Origin of the sequence: Wansuia hejianensis, from assembly GCF_014337215.1 — a bacterium.
GTDB classification, from domain to species: Bacteria; Bacillota; Clostridia; order Lachnospirales; family Lachnospiraceae; genus Scatomonas; species Scatomonas hejianensis.
In genome coordinates, this window is record NZ_CP060635.1 from 2,578,100 (window position 1) to 2,596,365 (window position 18,266).

Annotated in this window: 17 protein-coding genes and 1 tRNA gene; 1 reads left to right on the forward strand and 17 read right to left on the reverse strand. The window is 50.7% G+C overall.

Features of this window, described 5'->3' with window-relative positions; translation table 11 throughout:
• Positions 1–10: 10 nt before the first annotated feature.
• Genes H9Q79_RS12020 through H9Q79_RS12040 form a run of 5 tightly spaced genes read right to left on the reverse strand, consistent with a single transcriptional unit; the run spans position 11 to position 6,689 of the window.
• Positions 11–2,497, reverse strand: coding sequence for an ATP-binding cassette domain-containing protein (locus H9Q79_RS12020; protein WP_249328371.1), 2,487 nt, complete (start codon positions 2,495–2,497; stop codon positions 11–13).
• Between the two features lie 24 nt (positions 2,498–2,521).
• On the reverse strand, positions 2,522–3,691 hold the full coding sequence (locus H9Q79_RS12025) for a substrate-binding domain-containing protein (protein ID WP_118648541.1): 1,170 nt from the start codon (positions 3,689–3,691) through the stop codon (positions 2,522–2,524).
• 41 nt (positions 3,692–3,732) lie between these two features.
• On the reverse strand, positions 3,733–4,911 hold the full coding sequence (locus H9Q79_RS12030) for a uroporphyrinogen decarboxylase family protein (protein WP_249328372.1): 1,179 nt from the start codon (positions 4,909–4,911) through the stop codon (positions 3,733–3,735).
• A gap of 34 nt (positions 4,912–4,945) precedes the next feature.
• A complete protein-coding gene (locus tag H9Q79_RS12035) occupies positions 4,946–5,647 on the reverse strand; it encodes a cyclase family protein (RefSeq protein WP_118648547.1) in 702 nt (233 codons plus the stop codon).
• 13 nt (positions 5,648–5,660) lie between these two features.
• On the reverse strand, positions 5,661–6,689 hold the full coding sequence (locus H9Q79_RS12040; RefSeq protein WP_249328373.1) for a zinc-dependent alcohol dehydrogenase: 1,029 nt from the start codon (positions 6,687–6,689) through the stop codon (positions 5,661–5,663).
• Between the two features lie 323 nt (positions 6,690–7,012).
• Between H9Q79_RS12040 and H9Q79_RS12045 the strand changes: the two genes are divergently transcribed.
• Positions 7,013–7,807, forward strand: coding sequence for a DeoR/GlpR family DNA-binding transcription regulator (locus H9Q79_RS12045; protein WP_118648551.1), 795 nt, complete (start codon positions 7,013–7,015; stop codon positions 7,805–7,807).
• A gap of 82 nt (positions 7,808–7,889) precedes the next feature.
• Here H9Q79_RS12045 and H9Q79_RS12050 read toward each other — a convergent pair whose 3' ends face one another.
• From H9Q79_RS12050 to H9Q79_RS12110, 12 genes are all read right to left on the reverse strand, one after another.
• On the reverse strand, positions 7,890–8,276 hold the full coding sequence (locus H9Q79_RS12050) for a HEPN domain-containing protein (protein ID WP_118648553.1): 387 nt from the start codon (positions 8,274–8,276) through the stop codon (positions 7,890–7,892).
• Positions 8,273–8,638: a nucleotidyltransferase domain-containing protein gene (locus H9Q79_RS12055; RefSeq protein WP_249328374.1), complete on the reverse strand. Its 366-nt coding sequence runs from the start codon at positions 8,636–8,638 to the stop codon at positions 8,273–8,275. The genes H9Q79_RS12050 and H9Q79_RS12055 overlap by 4 nt, the downstream gene beginning before the upstream one ends.
• A gap of 34 nt (positions 8,639–8,672) precedes the next feature.
• Positions 8,673–9,425, reverse strand: coding sequence for a GntR family transcriptional regulator (locus tag H9Q79_RS18290; protein WP_118648555.1), 753 nt, complete (start codon positions 9,423–9,425; stop codon positions 8,673–8,675).
• Positions 9,426–9,814: 389 nt separating this feature from the next.
• Entirely contained in the window at positions 9,815–10,255 is a 441-nt protein-coding gene (locus H9Q79_RS12070) for an RpiB/LacA/LacB family sugar-phosphate isomerase (protein WP_118648557.1), read from the reverse strand.
• 36 nt (positions 10,256–10,291) lie between these two features.
• A complete protein-coding gene (locus H9Q79_RS12075) occupies positions 10,292–11,596 on the reverse strand; it encodes a transaldolase family protein (protein ID WP_249328375.1) in 1,305 nt (434 codons plus the stop codon).
• A gap of 90 nt (positions 11,597–11,686) precedes the next feature.
• The gene (locus tag H9Q79_RS12080) at positions 11,687–12,490 is read right to left on the reverse strand and encodes a fumarylacetoacetate hydrolase family protein (RefSeq protein ID WP_249328376.1); all 804 of its coding nucleotides are present in this window, start codon (positions 12,488–12,490) and stop codon (positions 11,687–11,689) included.
• Complete coding sequence (locus H9Q79_RS12085; protein WP_118645275.1) at positions 12,471–13,403, reverse strand: phosphate acyltransferase; 933 nt, start codon at positions 13,401–13,403, stop codon at positions 12,471–12,473. Before H9Q79_RS12085 ends, H9Q79_RS12080 begins: the two co-directional genes overlap by 20 nt.
• 13 nt (positions 13,404–13,416) lie before the next feature.
• Positions 13,417–14,469 (reverse strand): butyrate kinase, encoded by a 1,053-nt coding sequence (buk, locus tag H9Q79_RS12090; RefSeq protein ID WP_118645293.1) that lies wholly within the window; start codon positions 14,467–14,469, stop codon positions 13,417–13,419.
• A gap of 5 nt (positions 14,470–14,474) precedes the next feature.
• Positions 14,475–15,407, reverse strand: a complete 933-nt coding sequence (locus tag H9Q79_RS12095) for a transketolase family protein (RefSeq protein ID WP_118645272.1) — start codon at positions 15,405–15,407, stop codon at positions 14,475–14,477.
• 490 nt (positions 15,408–15,897) lie between these two features.
• A tRNA-Glu gene (locus H9Q79_RS12100) sits at positions 15,898–15,969 on the reverse strand.
• 294 nt (positions 15,970–16,263) lie between these two features.
• On the reverse strand, positions 16,264–17,436 hold the full coding sequence (locus tag H9Q79_RS12105; RefSeq protein ID WP_249328377.1) for an electron transfer flavoprotein subunit alpha/FixB family protein: 1,173 nt from the start codon (positions 17,434–17,436) through the stop codon (positions 16,264–16,266).
• On the reverse strand, positions 17,423–18,262 hold the full coding sequence (locus tag H9Q79_RS12110; RefSeq protein WP_118645076.1) for an electron transfer flavoprotein subunit beta/FixA family protein: 840 nt from the start codon (positions 18,260–18,262) through the stop codon (positions 17,423–17,425). Before H9Q79_RS12110 ends, H9Q79_RS12105 begins: the two co-directional genes overlap by 14 nt.
• Between the last annotated feature and the right edge of the window lie 4 nt (positions 18,263–18,266).

Below are 18,266 nucleotides of genomic sequence, written 5' to 3' on the forward strand. Positions count from 1 at the left end.
CACCTTTCCCTCACTCTGTGCTGCAGGCATTATTCCTGTATACAATGTTTTTTACGAACATTGCCACAATCAACACCAGCCCTGTAACCATCTGCTGCAGATTTGTATTCATCTTTAAAAATGTTAATAACGTTGAAATGCTGGTCATCGCAAAAGCCGCAATCACAACGCCCACGGGAGAGGACACCGCCCCGATGAATTCACAGCCGCCCAGAATAAAGACCGCAATGCTCATCATGCAGAAAGCCCCAGTGCTGCTGTAATCTCCGCTCCCCTGAACGGACGTCATATAGATACCAGACAGGACTACGAATCCCCCCGACAGTACATAGGCTGTAAAGGTGGCCGCCGCCGCCGACCAGCCTGACCGTTCCGTCACCGTCTTGTTGTTCCCCAGGGCATTGAGTACGATCCCGTACTTGGATCTCCGGATCACCCACCAGGCGATCAAAGCTGCCACCGCCCCAACCAGGATGGGACCTGGGATATTCAAGACCGAAAACGTGCAGAATTTTTTCAGCCAGGGCGGACAAATACCGCCGGGAGTCGGAGATACGAGAACCGCAAGCCCTTCCCATATGAAGGAAAAGCCCAGCGTCACTATCACCGCCGGTATCCTTGTCTTCAGGATCAGCAGTCCCATCAGCCCGTAGGACACAATAACGGCCGCCAGATAGACAGCTCCCAGGCCGGCGTTCGCGCTCACCACCGTAGCCACAATCACGTTCACCAGGCCCACCGACATGGAATTGCCCATATCGATCCCGCCGCCGATCGAGATAAACATCTGGCCCAGTGCGGCGAAGATCAGCGGCACCACCGAACTATACAGCAGAGTAATTCCCAGAGGCGTCAGAGCCGCCGGCTGCATGCAACAGATAATTCCATACAGAACGGCGAACGTCACAATAGCGATGAACGCCCGGTTACTCAAAATCCTGCGGACAGGCGCCGGGCTCTTCTCAGGGCCGCCGGATTCCTCTCCCTGCGCTCCCCCGTCTCCTTTTGACTTCCATTCAAATGCAGTCTGTACGATGTTCTGCTCATTAATGGAAGCCCCGGAAAGCTCGCGGACAATTGACCCTTCATGCATGATACAGACCCTGTCACACTGGCACATCTCTGTGTCTTCTGTGCTGAACAGCAATATCGTTTTCTTTTCTTCCTTCGCTTCGCGCATGAACCGGTATATTTCCTGCTTGGTTCCGATATCCACGCCCCGCGTCGGATCATTGAGCAATATGATATCCGCGTCTGTAGCCAGCCCTCTTGCGATCAGAACCTTCTGCGCATTACCGCCGGACAGACTGGTGATCTCGCCGTCCACGCTCTGGGCGCGGATCGAAAACCTGTCAAACCAGTGCTGGGCGAATGCTTTCATTTTCTGCGGAAATACCAGCCCTTTCGGCGCTATGATATCATAGCTGGCCACTGACATATTCTCCCCTATGGTCCAATAAGGCAGTATGCCTTCTTTTCCCCGGTCTCCGCTGACATAGGATATTTTCATATCCTTGGTATCCGGCAGTTTCCGCCCGTTCACAAGCCGGTAGATGGCCCGGAGCAGATCGGCCTGCCCCCCTCCATCCAGCCCGGATATTCCAATAATTTCGCCCTTTCGGATCTGCAGATTGATATGATGCAGATTTTTTCCGGAATAATCTTTGATTTCCAGCAGTATTTCCTCTTTTGCCCGTGAAACAGCTTTTTCCGGCCTGTGAGATAATGATTCTTCCCCGCCCATGAGCTGGATCATCTTCTCTTTTGTAACATTCTGCATATCGCTGATTTCTGTATTAACCCCGTTTTTCATGACGTTCACAGTCTCACAGATCTGTTCCACCTCATCCAGCTTATGCGAAATGTATATGATAGCGATATTTTTATCCGCGCAGAGCTTCTTCAGATAGCTGTGAAGCTGCCCGATTCTTTCCGTTGGAAGAAAAGAAGTCGGTTCGTCCAGCAGCAGCACCTTTAGATTTTCATGGGCGGCTGCCTTACAGATTTCGACCATCTGCCTCTGCACCATCGTTAATTCTGAAGTCAGCGAATTGACGTGAATCCCATTGCCGGGAAACACCTGATCCAGCAATTCCTTAGCTTCTGCCCTGGCCCTCGTACGGAACCCTCTTTTCCCAAACGGTGTATGTGACATGGTGCACAGCAGAAAATTTTCATATACCCGCAGGTTTGTGCACAGGGATAATTCCTGGTATGCACAATAGATTCCCTTGTCGCGCGCGGAATTCGTGTCATACTTCCCCCCGCCGTCCTTCAGTGTTGGGAATTTTACCGTGCCGCCGTCCTGGCTGTAAACTCCGGTGATAATCTTCATCATGGTGGATTTCCCGGCTCCGTTGGGGCCGATCAGCCCGGTAATCATACCCAGCCTGACTACAAAATCACTGTGGTTAATCGCCTTAGTAATTCCAAAATTTTTGCATATATCCGACAACTCGAGATATACATCCATCCTCTTGCCCGCATTTTGATCCATATTCGCCTCGCTGCCTTTTCTGTATTAATCCGCGTATTTGGAATACATTTCTACCGCATAGTCATAATCTCTCTCAAACGCATATACTTCATCATCCGCCATGTTCTTAAAGAAGTCCAGATCCGCTTCCAGGTCCTCTGTGGTCAGAATGATTCCGCCGCAGTCCATGCTCATGTTATCACCCGAGAAAGATACCAGGCCGTCCGCCACATCCAGTGCCGTATACACGCCCATAGCCGCCGCGTAGGGATCTGCCATAACGGAAATTGTCTGGTAGCCATTTTCCTCATATTCCCTGGCCCACCAGCTTAGGAAATTTCCGCGGCCCTGTCCCATGATCACCGGAACTTCCTTACCTGCCGCTTCAAATACATCAACCGCCACTTTGTCGTCTCCGCCCTGCCCGATAATCAGATCCACATCATAATTCATGGAGGGAAGGACCTGGGCAAACGCTTCTTTAGCCACTGAATCTGTCCATTCTCCTTCAATCTCACCGGCTTTTGTCACATTTGGGAATTCAGAAAGGGCTTTATCCACACCCATATTCGCTTTCTCATCAAAAGCATAGCCGATAATTCCCCGGCTGACCAGCACATTACCCTCTTCTCCGATGATCTCACACAGCTCTTTCGTAGCCTCATACCACAGGTCCGTGGGCTTCGTATTGATTTCATAGCACAGGCCCGGCGTGTCAAGGGGGCCGTCACTTACGGCGAACACAATGATTCCGGCATCCACCGCCTGCTGAATCACATCGTTCAGACCTGAGGAAGAAGCGGGATCGATAATGATGATGTCATAGCCGTCCAAAATAAAACTGTTAATCTGTGAGATCTGTGTAGCTACGTCACTGTTGGCGCAGACCATCGCGTACTCTGAAATCCTTCCCTGCTCCTGCATGATTTTACAGGCATCTTCTACAGCAGCCTCCTCCAGCTGGCGGAATGTGCTGCCGTTAAAACTGTCCGCAAACGCAACTTTATGTGCTTTTTTTTCCGTGCCAGCGGCAGAAGCCTGTGAAGCACTGCTTGCGGAGCTGCCGGACGTACTGTTACTGTTGGATGCGCTGGAAGCGGCTCCTCCGGACGTGCCTGCCGAAGCGCTGCTTCCGGCAGAATTCCCGCCCGATCCACAGGCCGTAAGGGACAGTGTCAAGACGATTCCTAACAACATTGCAATTTTCTTCTTCATTCTAATGCTCCTTTCATAGTAAAATAGAATTATTATGTAAATCACAGTTCCAATGGATAGCTTCCAAATTTGTGAACTGTTTCTACCATCGTTAAAAAGTTCTTGGCCGTTGTGGGATAACCGATCGTATTGGAACTGGACACAATATGGCCGCCGCCGCCCGAGGCTTTCCGCATCACCTGTTTCGTCTCTTCAATCACATCCTCCGGCGTACCAAAAGGAAGCGTATGGGCACAGTCTACATTTCCCATTAAAAGAACCTTTTCTCCATACAGTTTTTTGATCAGTTCAATATCCATTCCCGCACCCGGGTCCACACTCTGGTAGCCGTCGATTCCCATGGCAAAAAATTCATCCGCGAACTGCATGATATTGCCGTCGGTATGCTTCAGCACCAGAACATCGTGCTGATGGCACAGATCAACGACCGCCCTGATCTGAGGGATCATAAATTCCCGCAGCAGGCGCGGTGAAAAGATCGGGCCGTTGGAGGCCGCCCAGTCCGTGGCGATCATAATGCAGTCCACTCCGATTTCTATATACCGTTTCGCCGCGTTCAGTGAAAATGCCAGATAATCGTCACATAATCTGTGCGCCAGCTCTTCATCGGCGTAGAAGACTTCCATGAAATTTGCATAAAAGCTCCTGTAGGAAGGAATCAGATCCGGAAGCTTGGCCATGATAAACATGTCTTTTCCGGCATGTTTTACTGCGTACTTTGTGGAATCAAACCTGCTCTCATGTACTGCAAAATTACTTTTTTCAAGGGCATCCAGATGCTCCCGAATCGCTCCATAATCCTCATCTGTATCCGATTTTTCCGAGGAATCCACTTCGTGGGCCGTATCATTCTCCGGCTTATAGACAAACTTTGCCCAATGCCCTGTATCCTGATCAACCGTCGTCCAGCTGTTTTCCGTCACATCTTTATAGATGACGCTGCCGTCATCCGCAGGATCCAGTTCGGTGCACAGAAGATCCAGGCCGCTTTTTCTAAACACTTCCACCGTATCTGCAGAAAGCCGTTCGATAAATTCGGCGCGGTTCTCTTCCGCCATGCACTCAGCCATATAATGCTTAAGCCAGCCGCCTTCTCCAGTGACAGCCTGCCTACCCAGTATTTCGCTGGAAACCGGAGACATGATATGCATCTCCCCCACCGGCACCCTGTCCGCCTCTTTATGCGCATAGGCGAGTTTTACTCTTTCTTTTGAAGTCATCTTCTACCTCCTCTATTCTAATTTTATTTTCAGTTTATTTTTCTACCAGGGCGACGGCTCTGACCGGGCTCCCACTGCTTTGCTCCACATTCAGCGGCAGGCAGATAAAATAAGACAGTGCCGGGAGCAGATCCAGGTTTGCGACATTTTCCATGATTAAAATATCGTTATCCAGCAATATATAGTGGCACCAGTAACGGTCTGTGCCGTCATAATCCAGGGCAATGGCGTCATTTCCCACGATCTTCACCTTTCTGGAAAGCAAATATTCCGCCGCGCTTTTTCCAAGACCTGAATAACCGGCGTTGATGGACTCCAGATCTCCGTTCCTCCAGGCGTTCATCAGCCCGAAGTTAAAGAACACCACATCTCCCTTTCTGATTTCTATGTGCTGTTTCTCCCAGCTCCGTATATCTACATCGGTCACCTCATAGTTTCTTGGATGATCAGAAAAGTCCAGAGTAACGCACCGGCCCATGAAATGCCGGAGCGGAATCTCGGGCATAAACACATGTCCCGGTCCCTCCTGAATAAAGTGTGCCGGAGAATCTATATGGGTCCCGCAGTGTTCATGTATTTTCAGCTGGTAATTCAGAGAGCCTTTCTCATAATCCTCCCACAGGACATGCTCAAACGGCGCATGGGTCGGCCAGATCGGCATACCCTCCTGGTACATGTGGGACAGATCCACAATCTCAAATTCTTCCATGACTTTGCAGAAATCTTCGATTTTCATAGATATCCTCCTTTCACCCTTCAAAATCAATTAATATCTTCAGCGCATTCTTATCTGTTCTGGCGTGGTGAAATGCCTCTACCGCTTTTTCTTTCGGATATATCTCGGAAATCATCTGCATGAGCTGCTCATTCAGCACGCCCCTGTTTACCAGCTTCACCGCTTCACTCATGCTTCTGGAACAGGAATTCCGGACTCCCAGGAAATTAATTTCGTTAAATATAATCCTGCTCACGTTGAAATCGTGAAAATTCACGCCCGGCATTCCCACCTGTACCAGCGTGGCCCCAGGCTTAACCATGTCCAGGCAGTCCTGAAATCCGCCCTCGACGCCAGAGACCTCGAATACCTTGTCAAACAGCTTTCCACGTGTGAGCTGTGCGCACTGCCTGCTGAAGTCTTCTGACTTCCGGTCGAGCACTGTAAATCCAAACCGCTTGCCAGTTTCAATCCTTCCATCATTGATTTCCGACAGAACCACTCTGGCTCCGGACAGCCGTGCCACCATGCCGATCAGCAGGCCAATGGTTCCGCAGCCTGATATGAACACCTCTTCTCCGGCCTGGACTTTTGCTCTTCTGACATCATGCACGCCGATCGTCAAAGGCTCTACCAGTGCTGCCGCTCTCATATCTACGTCATCCTCAAAACGCAGCAGCCTGTCGGCGCGGACTTTTATGTATTCTCTGAACATCCCGTGGATTTCTGTTCCCATAATCTTCACGTGTTCGCAGAGATTCTCTCTCCCATTACGGCAGTTGTCACAGACCCCGCAGCCATTCACTGCATGTACGGTTACCTTGTCGCCTGGTTTCAGGTCCGCCCTTCTCTTTGAATGAATCTGGCAGACGGTCCCGCAGCATTCATGGCCCAGGATCAGCGGAACCTTTGCCCTGGCATTATCCCCCGCGATAATATGAAGATCCGAACCGCAGATGCCTGCGTACTTAATTCTCACCACCGCCTCTTCTTCTCCGCACACCGGCAGCTCATCCTCAATCAGTTCCAGCTTCCCAATTTCGGGCATTAACAAAGATTTCATACCTTTAACCATTGTCCTTTCTTGATTAAATTGTTATTTTATGGTTTTATTCTGATTCATTTTTGATGTTTTTTTGATACACCCATCTTACGCCCGCCCCGCTGAATTGTCAATACTTTTGTGTATTTCTCTGTTTTTTCTGATTTTACCATGTATTTATTGTTAATTATTCACAATAACCCATTTGGGATCTAATTTTGAGATGGTTAAATTATTGTTCTATTTTGGTTAATTTCTTCTTGCCAACATCTGACATTTATGATACTATGACCATATCAGTAAAAGAAATTCAACCATGAGTATTGGATCTGCGAGGTATAAGCATGAAACTCGAACGTGTACATAATATTGCTGACTATATCAGCAAACAGCAATTTGTCACCATACCTGAGCTGTGTGAAAAATTTCAGGTTTCCATCAATACCGTGAGACGTGATTTAACAATTCTGGAAGAAGAGGGGAAGATAGAGAAAATATACGGCGGGGCCAGATTGGCCGAGGAAAAGGATGAAAATACAACCGCACCGCCAAAAAATATGCTTCGTCCCTTCCTGGAACGGACGGTAAAAAATCCGGCCGCCAAGGAGGCGATCGCCAAAGCCGCCGCCAGGCTGATCAGCGAAGGGGACACAATCTATATAGATACCGGCACCTCAACGACTCCTCTGTTGAATTATATTACTTCGCTGAAACACCTGAATATCATTACAAACAGTGTAAAAGTCATGAACCAGTGTCTGGGCCTGCCCCAGTTCAACACGATCTGCCTGCCGGGTGTGATGAAGCACGCCACCGCCTCTGTCATCGGAGACCAGTGCCTGAAGGCGATCGACCTGTACCATATTGACAAGGCTTTCATGGCATGCTCCGCTTTTTCACTGCAGTTAGGAGCCAGCAATTCTTCGGTTGAGGAATACACCATCAAGCAGAAGATCTTATCCCGTTCGTCCAAGCATTATCTGCTGGTGGATCACACAAAGTTTGACTGCTCTTCCCTTATGGTATTCGCGCAGCCCAATGAATTTGACTGCATCATAACTGACGAGAAGCCGCCTTTGAAATATCAGGAATATTTTGAAAGAAACGAGATACAGTATATTCTTTGTGGAACAGCGTGAGCTGTTCTCTGAGCCGTACTGTGAATAAAGAAAAACAGCGTGGCAATGAATTTTTTTCATTACACACGCTGTTTTGGTAAAGTTACATTTTCTTCAGCCGGTTGACCGTATCATACATAATGGACAAGCATTTCTGAAATTCTGCCTCTGTGACAGTATAGAAATCATCACCCGGATATTTCGCAACATAATAAAAATCAGTCGGATATGCCAGCCCAACTGTATCCAATTCCAGCTCCGGATTCAGATCGTTCAGTTTGGAGGCTATCTTCTTCATATTACGTTTTCTCATCAAATCCGAGACATCCTCTTCCACAGCTAGGCGATCCAGATATCCTTTCAGGTATTTTTCAGTGACCTGCTGGGCCTGCACGGCCAGCTGGTTATAGAAGCTGCTTCCCGTTTTCAGAACAGATTCCAAATATTCCAAATCATTTTCAGCAATATCCAGATACGTATTACGAATCATCCCTGGACCTCCAATATCAATATTTTATCCCGTTCCAGGACCGTATCAAAGACTGATGCTCCTGTGACCGTTTCCTCATTCTTATATACCACATCTGTCCTCACGCCCTGAACCGGTTCGTCCAGCGTCCAGCGGATATCAGCCGCAAGCTCACGGTCCTTCAGCCTGTGCTCTGTGCAGACTAAAAGATCCACATCGCTGCTGCTGCGCACCTCTCCTCGGGCACAGCTGCCAAAAAGATAGACTTTTTTCAGGTCCGGAAGACCGGAGTCCAGTAAATACTGCAGATCAGATTCTATCTTCTCCACGAACCGTTTGGGAAGATGTTGATAATTTTCTCTGTACTTCACCACTTTTTTCACTGAAAAACTCCTCCCGGCACATAGCCCAGGCCCGTCAGGCGTCTACAAACAGAAATGCCCGCTTATCCCTGACTTCCACGTTAATATTAACCTTTTCCCCGCGAAACGCAAATTCATTCAAAATAAACGGAACCCCATTGCTGGTCTTATGCACGTCAGACACAATCAAAAGCGGATGCCATTTCCCCACCTTCAGCAGCTTGCAGTCCGAGTCTGTGGGGAAGTCCGTCTTAATATTCTCAACAATAGAATCGGTACTATAGCCACAATATTTCAGCAATTCAAACAGAGAAGAGCTTTCCAGATTTTCCTTCGTCACAAATTTTGCCGCCTCCGGCAGGATAAATGCCTTATGGATACACGTAGGCTCTCCTTCTACATAGGTCAGCCGGTACACATACAATAATTCCGCCACATTCTCCGGAAGACAGAGCATCTCCCGCAGATACGCAGTCGTCTTTATATTTTCGCAGGATATGATATCCATGTGATACTGATACCCTTTTTCTTCGATCTGCTCCCGGAAGCTCTGTATTCTGTTGGTACTCACATCCAGCTTAATCGGGGACACAAACGTCCCCTTCCCCTGCACACGGTAAAGCAGGCCGTCATTGACAAGGTGATTGACGACCGCCCTCACCGTCATACGGCTGAGCCCATATAACTGGGCAAGCTCATTCTCAGACGGAATCTTCTGATCCGGTCCCCACTTATGATTCTTCAAATCCGACCGCAGGATCTTGTCCAATTGTTCGTGCAGAGGTATTGCACTAGTTTTATCTAACATATATTCACTCTATCCCCAACTCTGCCTCAAAGGAGCAGAAGCAGACCTTCCTTTCAGTTACAAACCGGGAGCACCCCGCGTCCCTTTCAGGGCATCCGCGGTAAATTCCTCTCTTTAAACTCAAGATAATTATACGCAAATATACTGCTTTTTTCAAGAACCGATTATACTTCCCGATATTCATTCTGTATGATCCAAATACTCATCAGGGCAAACGCGTGTGTATATGCTGCTATAACCAGAAAGCCTGGGGAAGCGGGGCAGCGTGTTCCTCAGAGCGGCGGACACCTGCAGGCCTGTTAGAAGTTCTTAAACAAAGGCTGCCCTTCAAAATCCGGCTTTCCAGGCCGGATTTTGAAGGGCACTGAGTGTCCCTTTCCCCCAACCCACTACCTCTCGTTATCGTATTCTACAAATGCATCAACCTTCGCCTGTGACGCACACCCCGGCACGAATTCACTGGTAAGAAACGCTTCTGTCAATTCCTCTCGCAATTTATTGCCTATTGTGAACGCTCCCATACAGGCAATATTCGCATCGTTGCTGAGACGTGCCCTTTTTGCGGAATAGATATCCGACAGCAGTGCCGCGTAGGCTCCTTTTACTTTGTTTGCCGCCAAAGAAACTCCTATTCCAGTGCCGCAGATCAGAATTCCCCTATCGTGTTTTCCGGCGGCTACCGCCTCTGCGACGCGGATCGCCACGTTCGCGTAGATAGGATCATCACTGCCAAAGTCAGTTACTTCACCCAGTTTCCTGCTTTCTATAAAGCGGATCAATTCTTCTTTAGCAGACTGGGCATTCGGGTCACAGCCAATTGCTATTTTCATTTATATGCCTCCTGTATCTATACTCTGAAGCTTGCATCATTTCGCGCCGTTCGCTGCGTTCATAAATCTTCTCTGATAGGATACGACCTGGTTTGCGCTGGAAAATCTGGCCAGATAATTTGGTTCCGCAGTCAGGACTACCCTGCCTGCCATGTCGCCGTACTCTTCGGAGGAAAGCAGCCTGTCGATATCGTAATAATTATAATCCCCTTCCATGCTGCAGATGATCAGACGCGTATCCTCCAGATTGGTCTGCCGGAGAAGCCGCAGGTTCTGGCGGATTCCGTCAAGGCCGTCTGACCCCTCCGGATTGTTAATATTTCGCTGGTCAATGAGAATTTCCGCTTTTTCCTTAACAGTGAGCAAATCCACCCCTTCTTCTCCGGCCGCGAAATAATCTTTGGCAACCATATAGCTGCGCAGGTCTTCCAGATACTTTTTCTGTCCGGTCAGACTGTAGATGTCCAGATAGTTTTTAATCTCCTGAGACTGCATGAGGCGGTGGCGGATAAAGCTGTTGATGAAATACGGGCGGGCCTGGAGAGCCAGAGCAGTCTGAGCCGGTTCAAACATCAGGGTGAAGTTCACCCGGTATCCGTGCTCATGGAGCATTAGAGCCAGATTGTGCCCACGAAAGGCGTCTTCTGTCGTGACTTCGTTATACCTGCGGGATAACCTTTTATCCCCTGTGAGCAGCTCGTCCACATTCTTCCGGTTAACCGGACCGGTATGGGGCACCTTGATCACCACCCGGTACTCAGAAAGCAGCTCTTTAAACCTGGCTGCTTCTTCCAGGATTTCGGCATCGCTTTTTTTGAAGGGGTCATTCAGCTCCACACTGATATCACATCCCGGCCCAAGGATGCGGCCCAGCTCTACCATGACTTCATCGCGCGTCTGAAACTTATTACCCACATTTGCCTCAGGATTATTAATAAACAGGTCGTAAATGATTCCCGGATTGCAGGTCAGATTTGCCAGCAGGCCCGATATGGGCGCTACTTCATAGGGATTCGCGCTGTCGGCTGAAAACAGCAGGTTAGTGGGCCTTTTGATCCCATTCCTGTCATAAGAGATATTTCTCTTCAGGTTAGCGCGCAGAACCCGGTCGCTGCTCAGTTCCAGTTCAATTTGAAAGCCGGCCGGAGTCTCACCGGCCGGAGTTTTGAAACAATCTATAACCTTTTTAAACTCTTCCGTAACCCCGATATATTCCGCCGTTCCCTCCAGCGCTTTAAACTCGCCAGCGGCCAGCGGCAGGTCCAATATGCGCGCCGCATAATCTTCTTCTCCTCTGACTGCCTTTAAACCGAGATTGCGGATTGATGATTTAATAACCATTTTCTCTTTTTTCCTCCCATATAACATTCTTCTGCATATTTTTGAATCTGCCGTCCGATATCCGTACTCCGGCGCACGCCAGCAATGACCTCAGCCCGGCTGCCGCCCGGGACTTTCATAATAAATCTCTCTCACAGGGTTTTCCAGTACGCCGATCCCGTCTATTTCCACTCTCAGCACATCTCCCGGATGAATCTGCCCTGCCCCGGCGGGCGTGCCCATGGAGATCACATCCCCCGGGTACAGTGTCATATAGCTGGAAAAAAATTCTATCATGTAGGGAACGCCAAAGATCATCTCCCCCGTATTCCCATCCTGCCGCAGCTGGCCGTTTACCCAGCTGCGGATTCTCACATCAGAAGGGTCCAGCTCCGTCTCTATACAGGGACCCACCGGCCCGAAGGTATCGGCCCCCTTCAGACGCAGATCATCCTTTTGAAACTGCCGCCGGTCTGTAATATCATCGGAACAGGTATAGCCCAGCACATAGGAAAGGGCCTCATCCCGCGGGACATTTTTTGCCCTTTTCCCGATGATAACCGCCAACTCCCCTTCATACAGATAATCACACCCCTCGAAGGTCCGGATCTCAACCGCCTCGCCCGTAGCGATGCATGCGCCCGACGGCTTCAGAAATGTGACCGGATATTCCGGCGCCGGCCGGCCCATAGCCCTGGCGGCGCCGGCGAAGTTAAGGCCCACCCCCAGGTATTTCGTCGGCTGACAGGGAACCAGCAGCTTCACGTCTTCCAGGGCATATTCCGTCTCATCCAGTTCCGGGGCTTCCTGGTCCCACCCCTCTGAAAAAGGAGAATTCCTGAGCCCAAAAACCCTGGAGCCTTTCAAGATCCCATATTTTTCTTCCTCAGTGCTTCTAAACCGTACCAGTTTCATTTTCACCTCCCGGGGCTTCTGCCGTTATCGCCGCCAGCGCGATGGAAGCCAGCTTGCTTTCCGCCGTGTCGGAGCGTGATACCAGTATGACCGGCGCCTGCGCCCCAACGATCATTCCGGCATTCTTCGCGCCGCCGAAATAAAGCATCGCCTTCCCTATTCCATTTCCCACCTCATAAGTCGGGACCAGCAGGATATCCGCTTCGCCGGCCCCTTCCGCCTCATAATGCTTATGGGCGCAGGACTCTCTGGAAACGGCCATGTCCAGCCCCACCGGGCCGTATACATTCATGTTTATCGGCTCCCACTGATCCTTCATTTTTGTAAGCCGGTCCGCATCTGTCGTGGCCGTGATCTTCGGGTTCACATTCTCCGCCCCGCAGACGCAGGCCGCCTGAATCCGGTTATAGCCCAGGCGCTTCATAACTGCGGCGGCATTCTTCAGGATCTGAACCTTCTGCTCCAGCGTCGGAAACGTGCACATGCCGCCGTCGGTCAGGCACAGCAGCTTCGGATAATTCCGCTGCTCGAAAAACATCACATGAGAAAGGAACCCTCCCCCACTGATGCCTGTGTCGTGGTTTACGACTTCCCGCATCAGATCCGCGGTTCCCAAAAACCCCTTCATTAAAAACTGAGCGCTGCCCCGCCGGACTGCCTCAACTGTCTTTCTGGCGCATTCCTGGTCTGTGTCCGCGGGGATGATCCGGAACTGCCCGGGATCACAGTCTTCCTCCCGAAGCAGCTCCCTGATCTTTTCTTCTTCTCCGGTCAGTATGGCATCGGCAATCCCCTGCCGGTATGCCTGAACAACCGCCTGCAGCACCTCCCTGTCGTGGGCCGCCGCAACCGCGATCGTCTTTCTTGCCTTTTTCTTTGCCATCCCGGCCAGCTCTGAGAGATGTGTAATCATACTCCAATCCTCCTTAATAGGTACTCGCCTCTTCACCGTGCAGCACCCGCAGGGCACTCTCCGCCAGGGCGCTCATTTCTTCCTCGCCGGGCATCCGGAGCACCTGCGCCAGTTCTCTGACATACCGGGTAATCTCCGCACACAGCCGGTCAGAATGAGCAATTCCCCCCGTGAGTATGATGCCGTCCACTTGAAACTCCAGAACAGCTCCCATAGCCCCGATATCCTTCGCAAGCTGATAGGCGAACACCCGGAAGACCGTCATTGCCTCCGAATCCCCAGCAAAGGCCTTTTCTTCTACTTCCCGGAATTCTCTGGTCTTCAGATAAGAATAAATGCCCGATTCCCGGCAGAGAACCCGCCTGGCCTCTCCCTTGCTCACCCCGGAAAAGCAGAATTCGATGACCTTTGACGTGGGCACACTGCCGCCGCGGTCCATGCACATGGCGCCTTCTTCCCTGGTGTTAAACACGTCGATCACTTTTCCCTTTCTATGTGCTCCCACAGAGACGCCGCCGCCCAGATGGGCAACGATCAGATTTAATTCTTCATAGCGCTTTCCCAGTCCCGCCGCCGCCTTTCTGGCGACGCTTTTATGATTCAGTGCATGAAAGATACTTTCCCTTTCCATTCCGGCAAAGCCTGAATATCTGGCCAGCTCCTGCAGCTCGTCCACCACAATGGGGTCTGCGAAATAGGAGGGGATTCCCACCCTGTCGCCCAGCTCCTTCGCCAGCACAGGGCCCAGATTACTGGCATGTTCTCCGTTTATGCAGCGCCTCAAATCCTCGATCACCCGGTCATTGATCCTGTAGGTGCCCGACGGGATATGGCGCACCAGTCCGCCTCTGCTGCAGACTGCGTCAAAATCCTCCATGGTAAATCCCGCCTGCTTCAGTTCTCTCAGGATCAGCTCTCTGCGGTAGTCCAGCTGATCCATGATTTTCGGGAAAGCTTTCAGCTCTTCCGAATGATGTACGACCGTTTTCCGGCAGATCTCCGCATCTTCCTCGAACACAGAAATCTTTGTGGAAGTGGAACCCGGATTGATAATTAAAAGTCTCATAAGCGTCACGCCAATACCTTCCTCACAGCCTCAGCGATCCCGTCCGCATCCAGCCGGTAATAGTGTAATAGCTGCTCATAACTTCCCGTGGTGGCGTAGAGCTTCGGAACCCCGTGCCTGCATACCCTGACGCCAGGGATTTCACTCAGCGCCTCAGTGATCAGAGTTCCGAGCCCCCCGTCCGCGTAATGTTCCTCCACGGTCAGCACCTTCCCGGTCTTCACAGCAGATTCACGTATCAGCTCTTCATCTACAGGGCATACCGTGGGCATACCGATCAGTTCGGAGGAAATCCCCTCCTGTTCCAGGCGTTCTGCCGCCTCCATAGCCGCGGCGGTCGTGGAACCGGTGGTGACGACCGTCAGATCCCGTCCCTCTCTGAGCACCTTTCCTCTGCCGATTTCAAACGGCGTTTCTTCAAACAGATCCGGGATGCCCGGATTGCCGATCCGCATGTAGACCGGACCCTCATAGTCAATCATGGCTTTCACCGCCTGCCGGATTTCTCCCGGATCCTGGGGGGCCAGGACAGCTATTCCCGGTATCATCCGCATGAGTGCGAAATCATCCAGGCTCTGATGGGTCGCTCCCAGATCCGAATATGTAAATCCACAGTTCCGCCCTACGATCTTCACATTCTGTCTCATATACCCCAGGTCGTTCCGAACCATTTCATAGGGCCTGCAGGTGACAAAAGGCGCGATCGCGCAGAATACCGGTATTTTTCCGGACGCAGCCATTCCTGCCGCCATCCCGATTACGCCCTGTTCCATGATTCCGCATTCATAATAGCGGTCCGGATACTGTTCTATAAACCCGCCGAACCCGGAGCTTTTTCCGCTGTCGGCAGAAAAAACCACAATCCGTTCGTCCTTCTGCGCCAGCTCCGTCACGGCCTTTCCAAACTCTTTCCTGGGATCTGTCAATGCTCCTGTCATATCTCAGCTGATGTGGTATAAAAAAAGTTGACAGTTTATTCTCAAGGATTTCATAATAAAACCAAGAGAATAAACTGTCAACTTTTTTTATACCACATCAAAGCAAAAAAACAGCGCTGCAATGCTCACATCCATTGCACGCGCTGTTCATCACCCGCACTATATCTTTTATATCAATTCAGTTATAAAACTCTTCCCGCTTCCGGCCGTATCATACATGCTGCTGCGCACTCCCGCGGGCGCGGCTGTCCGAAAGACAGACTTTCTTCAGTCCCGTCAGACATCCACGAACAAAAAAGACCGTTTATCTCTGACTTCAACATTTATATTAACTTTTTCTCCGCGAAACGCGAATTCATTCAATACGAATGGCACACCGCATATAAAAACTCAAAACATCCTAGTATCTCTCCATAATAATGTCGTCAACTGTACAGATGCCTTTACAATTACAATATATTCCAGCTTCATCAGACTGTTGTCTGATCAATGACTCCGGCGGGAATCGAACCCGCGTTACTACCGTGAAAGGGTAGTGTCTTAGCCGTTTGACCACGGAGCCAGGTGCGGCAGCCCGCCGGGGCTGCCTGATAAAATTTCAGTCCCTATCCGCACATTTTTATCTCATCATAATCTGACAGGACCAGTATATCCTCTATCTTAACCCTGAAAATGATCGACAATATGACAAGATTATCCACGGACGGCAATGCCGTTCCGCGCTGCCACTTATAGATTGCCTGCGGTGTCTCAAACCCGAAAATAATCTCTCTCCCTTCTGTACCGGCCTCCTGACCGGCACAGAAAATGCTAGTCTGAGGCTTTAAAATTATAAACCGCCCTGGCCCCTGCCCCTTTATACTATTTTCAGCAGCTCGCCGATGATTGCTCCGGCGTCTCCCAGTATGGCCACATCGCTGATTCCGAAAATCGGGGCGGCCGGATCGTTATTCACCGCGATAACCTTTCCGGAATGATTCATCCCCAGCGTATGCTGCAGCGCGCCGGAAATGCCAAAAGCGATGTACAGTTCCGGCGCCACTGTTTTTCCGGTCTGTCCCACCTGGATTTCCGAAGGCGCCCAGCCTTCATCCACCACTTTTCTGGTGACGGCCGCCGCGGCATGCAGCCTTTTACATAACTCACACATTTTGGAAAAATTCTCTTTGTTTCCCAGTCCATAACCGCCTGCGATAATGACTTTCGCTTCCCCAAGGTCCCCAAAAGCATGATTGATTTCCTGAATCTTTTCCTTTATTATGCGCCCAAAAGTTTCCTCATTTCTCACACGGAACTTTTCTGTGCGAACGCTGCCCGGGCGCTCCGCCTTTACTACCTCCAGAACATTGGGACGGATAGACGCCATCTGCGGCCTGTGATTCGGCGTGATGATGGACGCCATAATACTGCCTCCATACGTTGGACGTATCTGCACCAGATTTCCGTTTTCATCCATGTCAAGGCCAGTACAGTCCGCGGTCAGCCCGGTCTCCAGACGGCAGGCCGCTTTCGGCGCCAGATCACGCCCGTCAGCGGTTGCCGGAAATAAAACCACCTCAGGCTTTCCGGACTGTATGGCCTGCACGACCGCGCCTGTCCGGAAATCCATATCATCATCCTGCCCCGCCTGTCCCTGAAAGGCCAGGATCTCATCACAGCCTACGCTCTCAGCGGCCGTTTTCCAGGCATCGCTCACCTCGTCCGCAAAGACTCCAAACGTTACCCTGCCTCCCTTTTTATCTGCAAGCCTGCGTGCCTGGCTCAGCAGTTCCAGAGAAACCTTGCTCAGCCGCTGCCGATCCTCTTCCAGCCCGATCACCCAAAATCCCTCATAATTTTCTTTGCTGATCCGGCATTCCTGTGCTTCTTCCGTCAGAACGCCAGCCGGACACTCCTCCACACAGCGGCCGCAGGCCACACAGCCTTCTCCTATCACAGGATAACCGTCCTCCATCCGCAGCGCTCCGAAATTGCAGGCTGATTCACAGCAGCCGCAGCCGGTACATTTTTCTATTTCAAAGTGAATCATACTCAGCCCATCCTTCCCGCAGCAATTCATGTGCTAATTTTTCTTTCGTTCCTCTTCTGAGCGGCTGATGCTTCACTTCCAGCCCGCCATTAAAAATATATTCCATGCGTTTATCCAGATCCCAGGAATAATCGACCTCCAGGTAATTTCTGGCCCTTTCGGAAACTGATATTGCCGCCACCTTCGTGGGGGAGCCCACCGTACCGATTCTGGACTCGTCCATATAATCCGCGTTCCAGATTTCAATTTCTTTCTCTGAATCCTTTTCTACCGCCTCAGCATCCGGGCGGCTTTTCAGCAGACAGGCTACGGCCGGCACCTCTGCCCTGTAAGTTTCCTCCCATTTCTCTGTTCTGCGGCATACCCGTATCCCCCTGCCATCCGTCTCAATGGATGATACATAGGTAAACGCCGGAATATGCAGGAATTCCCCGATCATCGGCCCTACCTGTCCGGTACAGCCGTCAATCGCCTCATTTCCGCACAGCACCAGATCAAACCCCAGTCTTTCAATGGTCTGGGCCAGAGCATAACCGGTCGCCAGGGTATCCGCCCCTCCCAGCCTCCGGTCACTCACCAGCACAGCCCGGTCGGCTCCCATCCTGAGCCCTTTCTCCAGCTCCTTCCGGACCTGAAGCGGTCCCATGGAAACCAGTGTCACGGTTCCCCCCGCTTTTTCTCTCAGACGCAGCGCCGTGGCCAGGGCAGACTCGTCAAATGGATTCATAATGCTTGGAATCCCCTCCCGAACAAGATTATTTGTTACAGGATCAATTTTTACCTCTGTGGTATCCGGAACCTGTTTGATACATACGACAATTTTCATCTTC

Bases quoted from the DNA above. Each gene is read 5' to 3' on its own strand.
- H9Q79_RS12020 (WP_249328371.1), bottom strand. From the start codon at position 2,497: ATGGATCAAAATGCGGGCAAGAGGATGGATGTATATCTCGAGTTGTCG.
- H9Q79_RS12025 (WP_118648541.1), bottom strand. From the start codon at position 3,691: ATGAAGAAGAAAATTGCAATGTTGTTAGGAATCGTCTTGACACTGTCC.
- H9Q79_RS12030 (WP_249328372.1), bottom strand. From the start codon at position 4,911: ATGACTTCAAAAGAAAGAGTAAAACTCGCCTATGCGCATAAAGAGGCG.
- H9Q79_RS12035 (WP_118648547.1), bottom strand. From the start codon at position 5,647: ATGAAAATCGAAGATTTCTGCAAAGTCATGGAAGAATTTGAGATTGTG.
- H9Q79_RS12040 (WP_249328373.1), bottom strand. From the start codon at position 6,689: ATGAAATCTTTGTTAATGCCCGAAATTGGGAAGCTGGAACTGATTGAG.
- H9Q79_RS12045 (WP_118648551.1), top strand. From the start codon at position 7,013: ATGAAACTCGAACGTGTACATAATATTGCTGACTATATCAGCAAACAG.
- H9Q79_RS12050 (WP_118648553.1), bottom strand. From the start codon at position 8,276: ATGATTCGTAATACGTATCTGGATATTGCTGAAAATGATTTGGAATAT.
- H9Q79_RS18290 (WP_118648555.1), bottom strand. From the start codon at position 9,425: ATGTTAGATAAAACTAGTGCAATACCTCTGCACGAACAATTGGACAAG.
- H9Q79_RS12070 (WP_118648557.1), bottom strand. From the start codon at position 10,255: ATGAAAATAGCAATTGGCTGTGACCCGAATGCCCAGTCTGCTAAAGAA.
- H9Q79_RS12075 (WP_249328375.1), bottom strand. From the start codon at position 11,596: ATGGTTATTAAATCATCAATCCGCAATCTCGGTTTAAAGGCAGTCAGA.
- H9Q79_RS12080 (WP_249328376.1), bottom strand. From the start codon at position 12,490: ATGAAACTGGTACGGTTTAGAAGCACTGAGGAAGAAAAATATGGGATC.
- H9Q79_RS12085 (WP_118645275.1), bottom strand. From the start codon at position 13,403: ATGATTACACATCTCTCAGAGCTGGCCGGGATGGCAAAGAAAAAGGCA.
- buk (WP_118645293.1), bottom strand. From the start codon at position 14,469: ATGAGACTTTTAATTATCAATCCGGGTTCCACTTCCACAAAGATTTCT.
- H9Q79_RS12095 (WP_118645272.1), bottom strand. From the start codon at position 15,407: ATGACAGGAGCATTGACAGATCCCAGGAAAGAGTTTGGAAAGGCCGTG.
- H9Q79_RS12105 (WP_249328377.1), bottom strand. From the start codon at position 17,436: ATGATTCACTTTGAAATAGAAAAATGTACCGGCTGCGGCTGCTGTGAA.
- H9Q79_RS12110 (WP_118645076.1), bottom strand. From the start codon at position 18,262: ATGAAAATTGTCGTATGTATCAAACAGGTTCCGGATACCACAGAGGTA.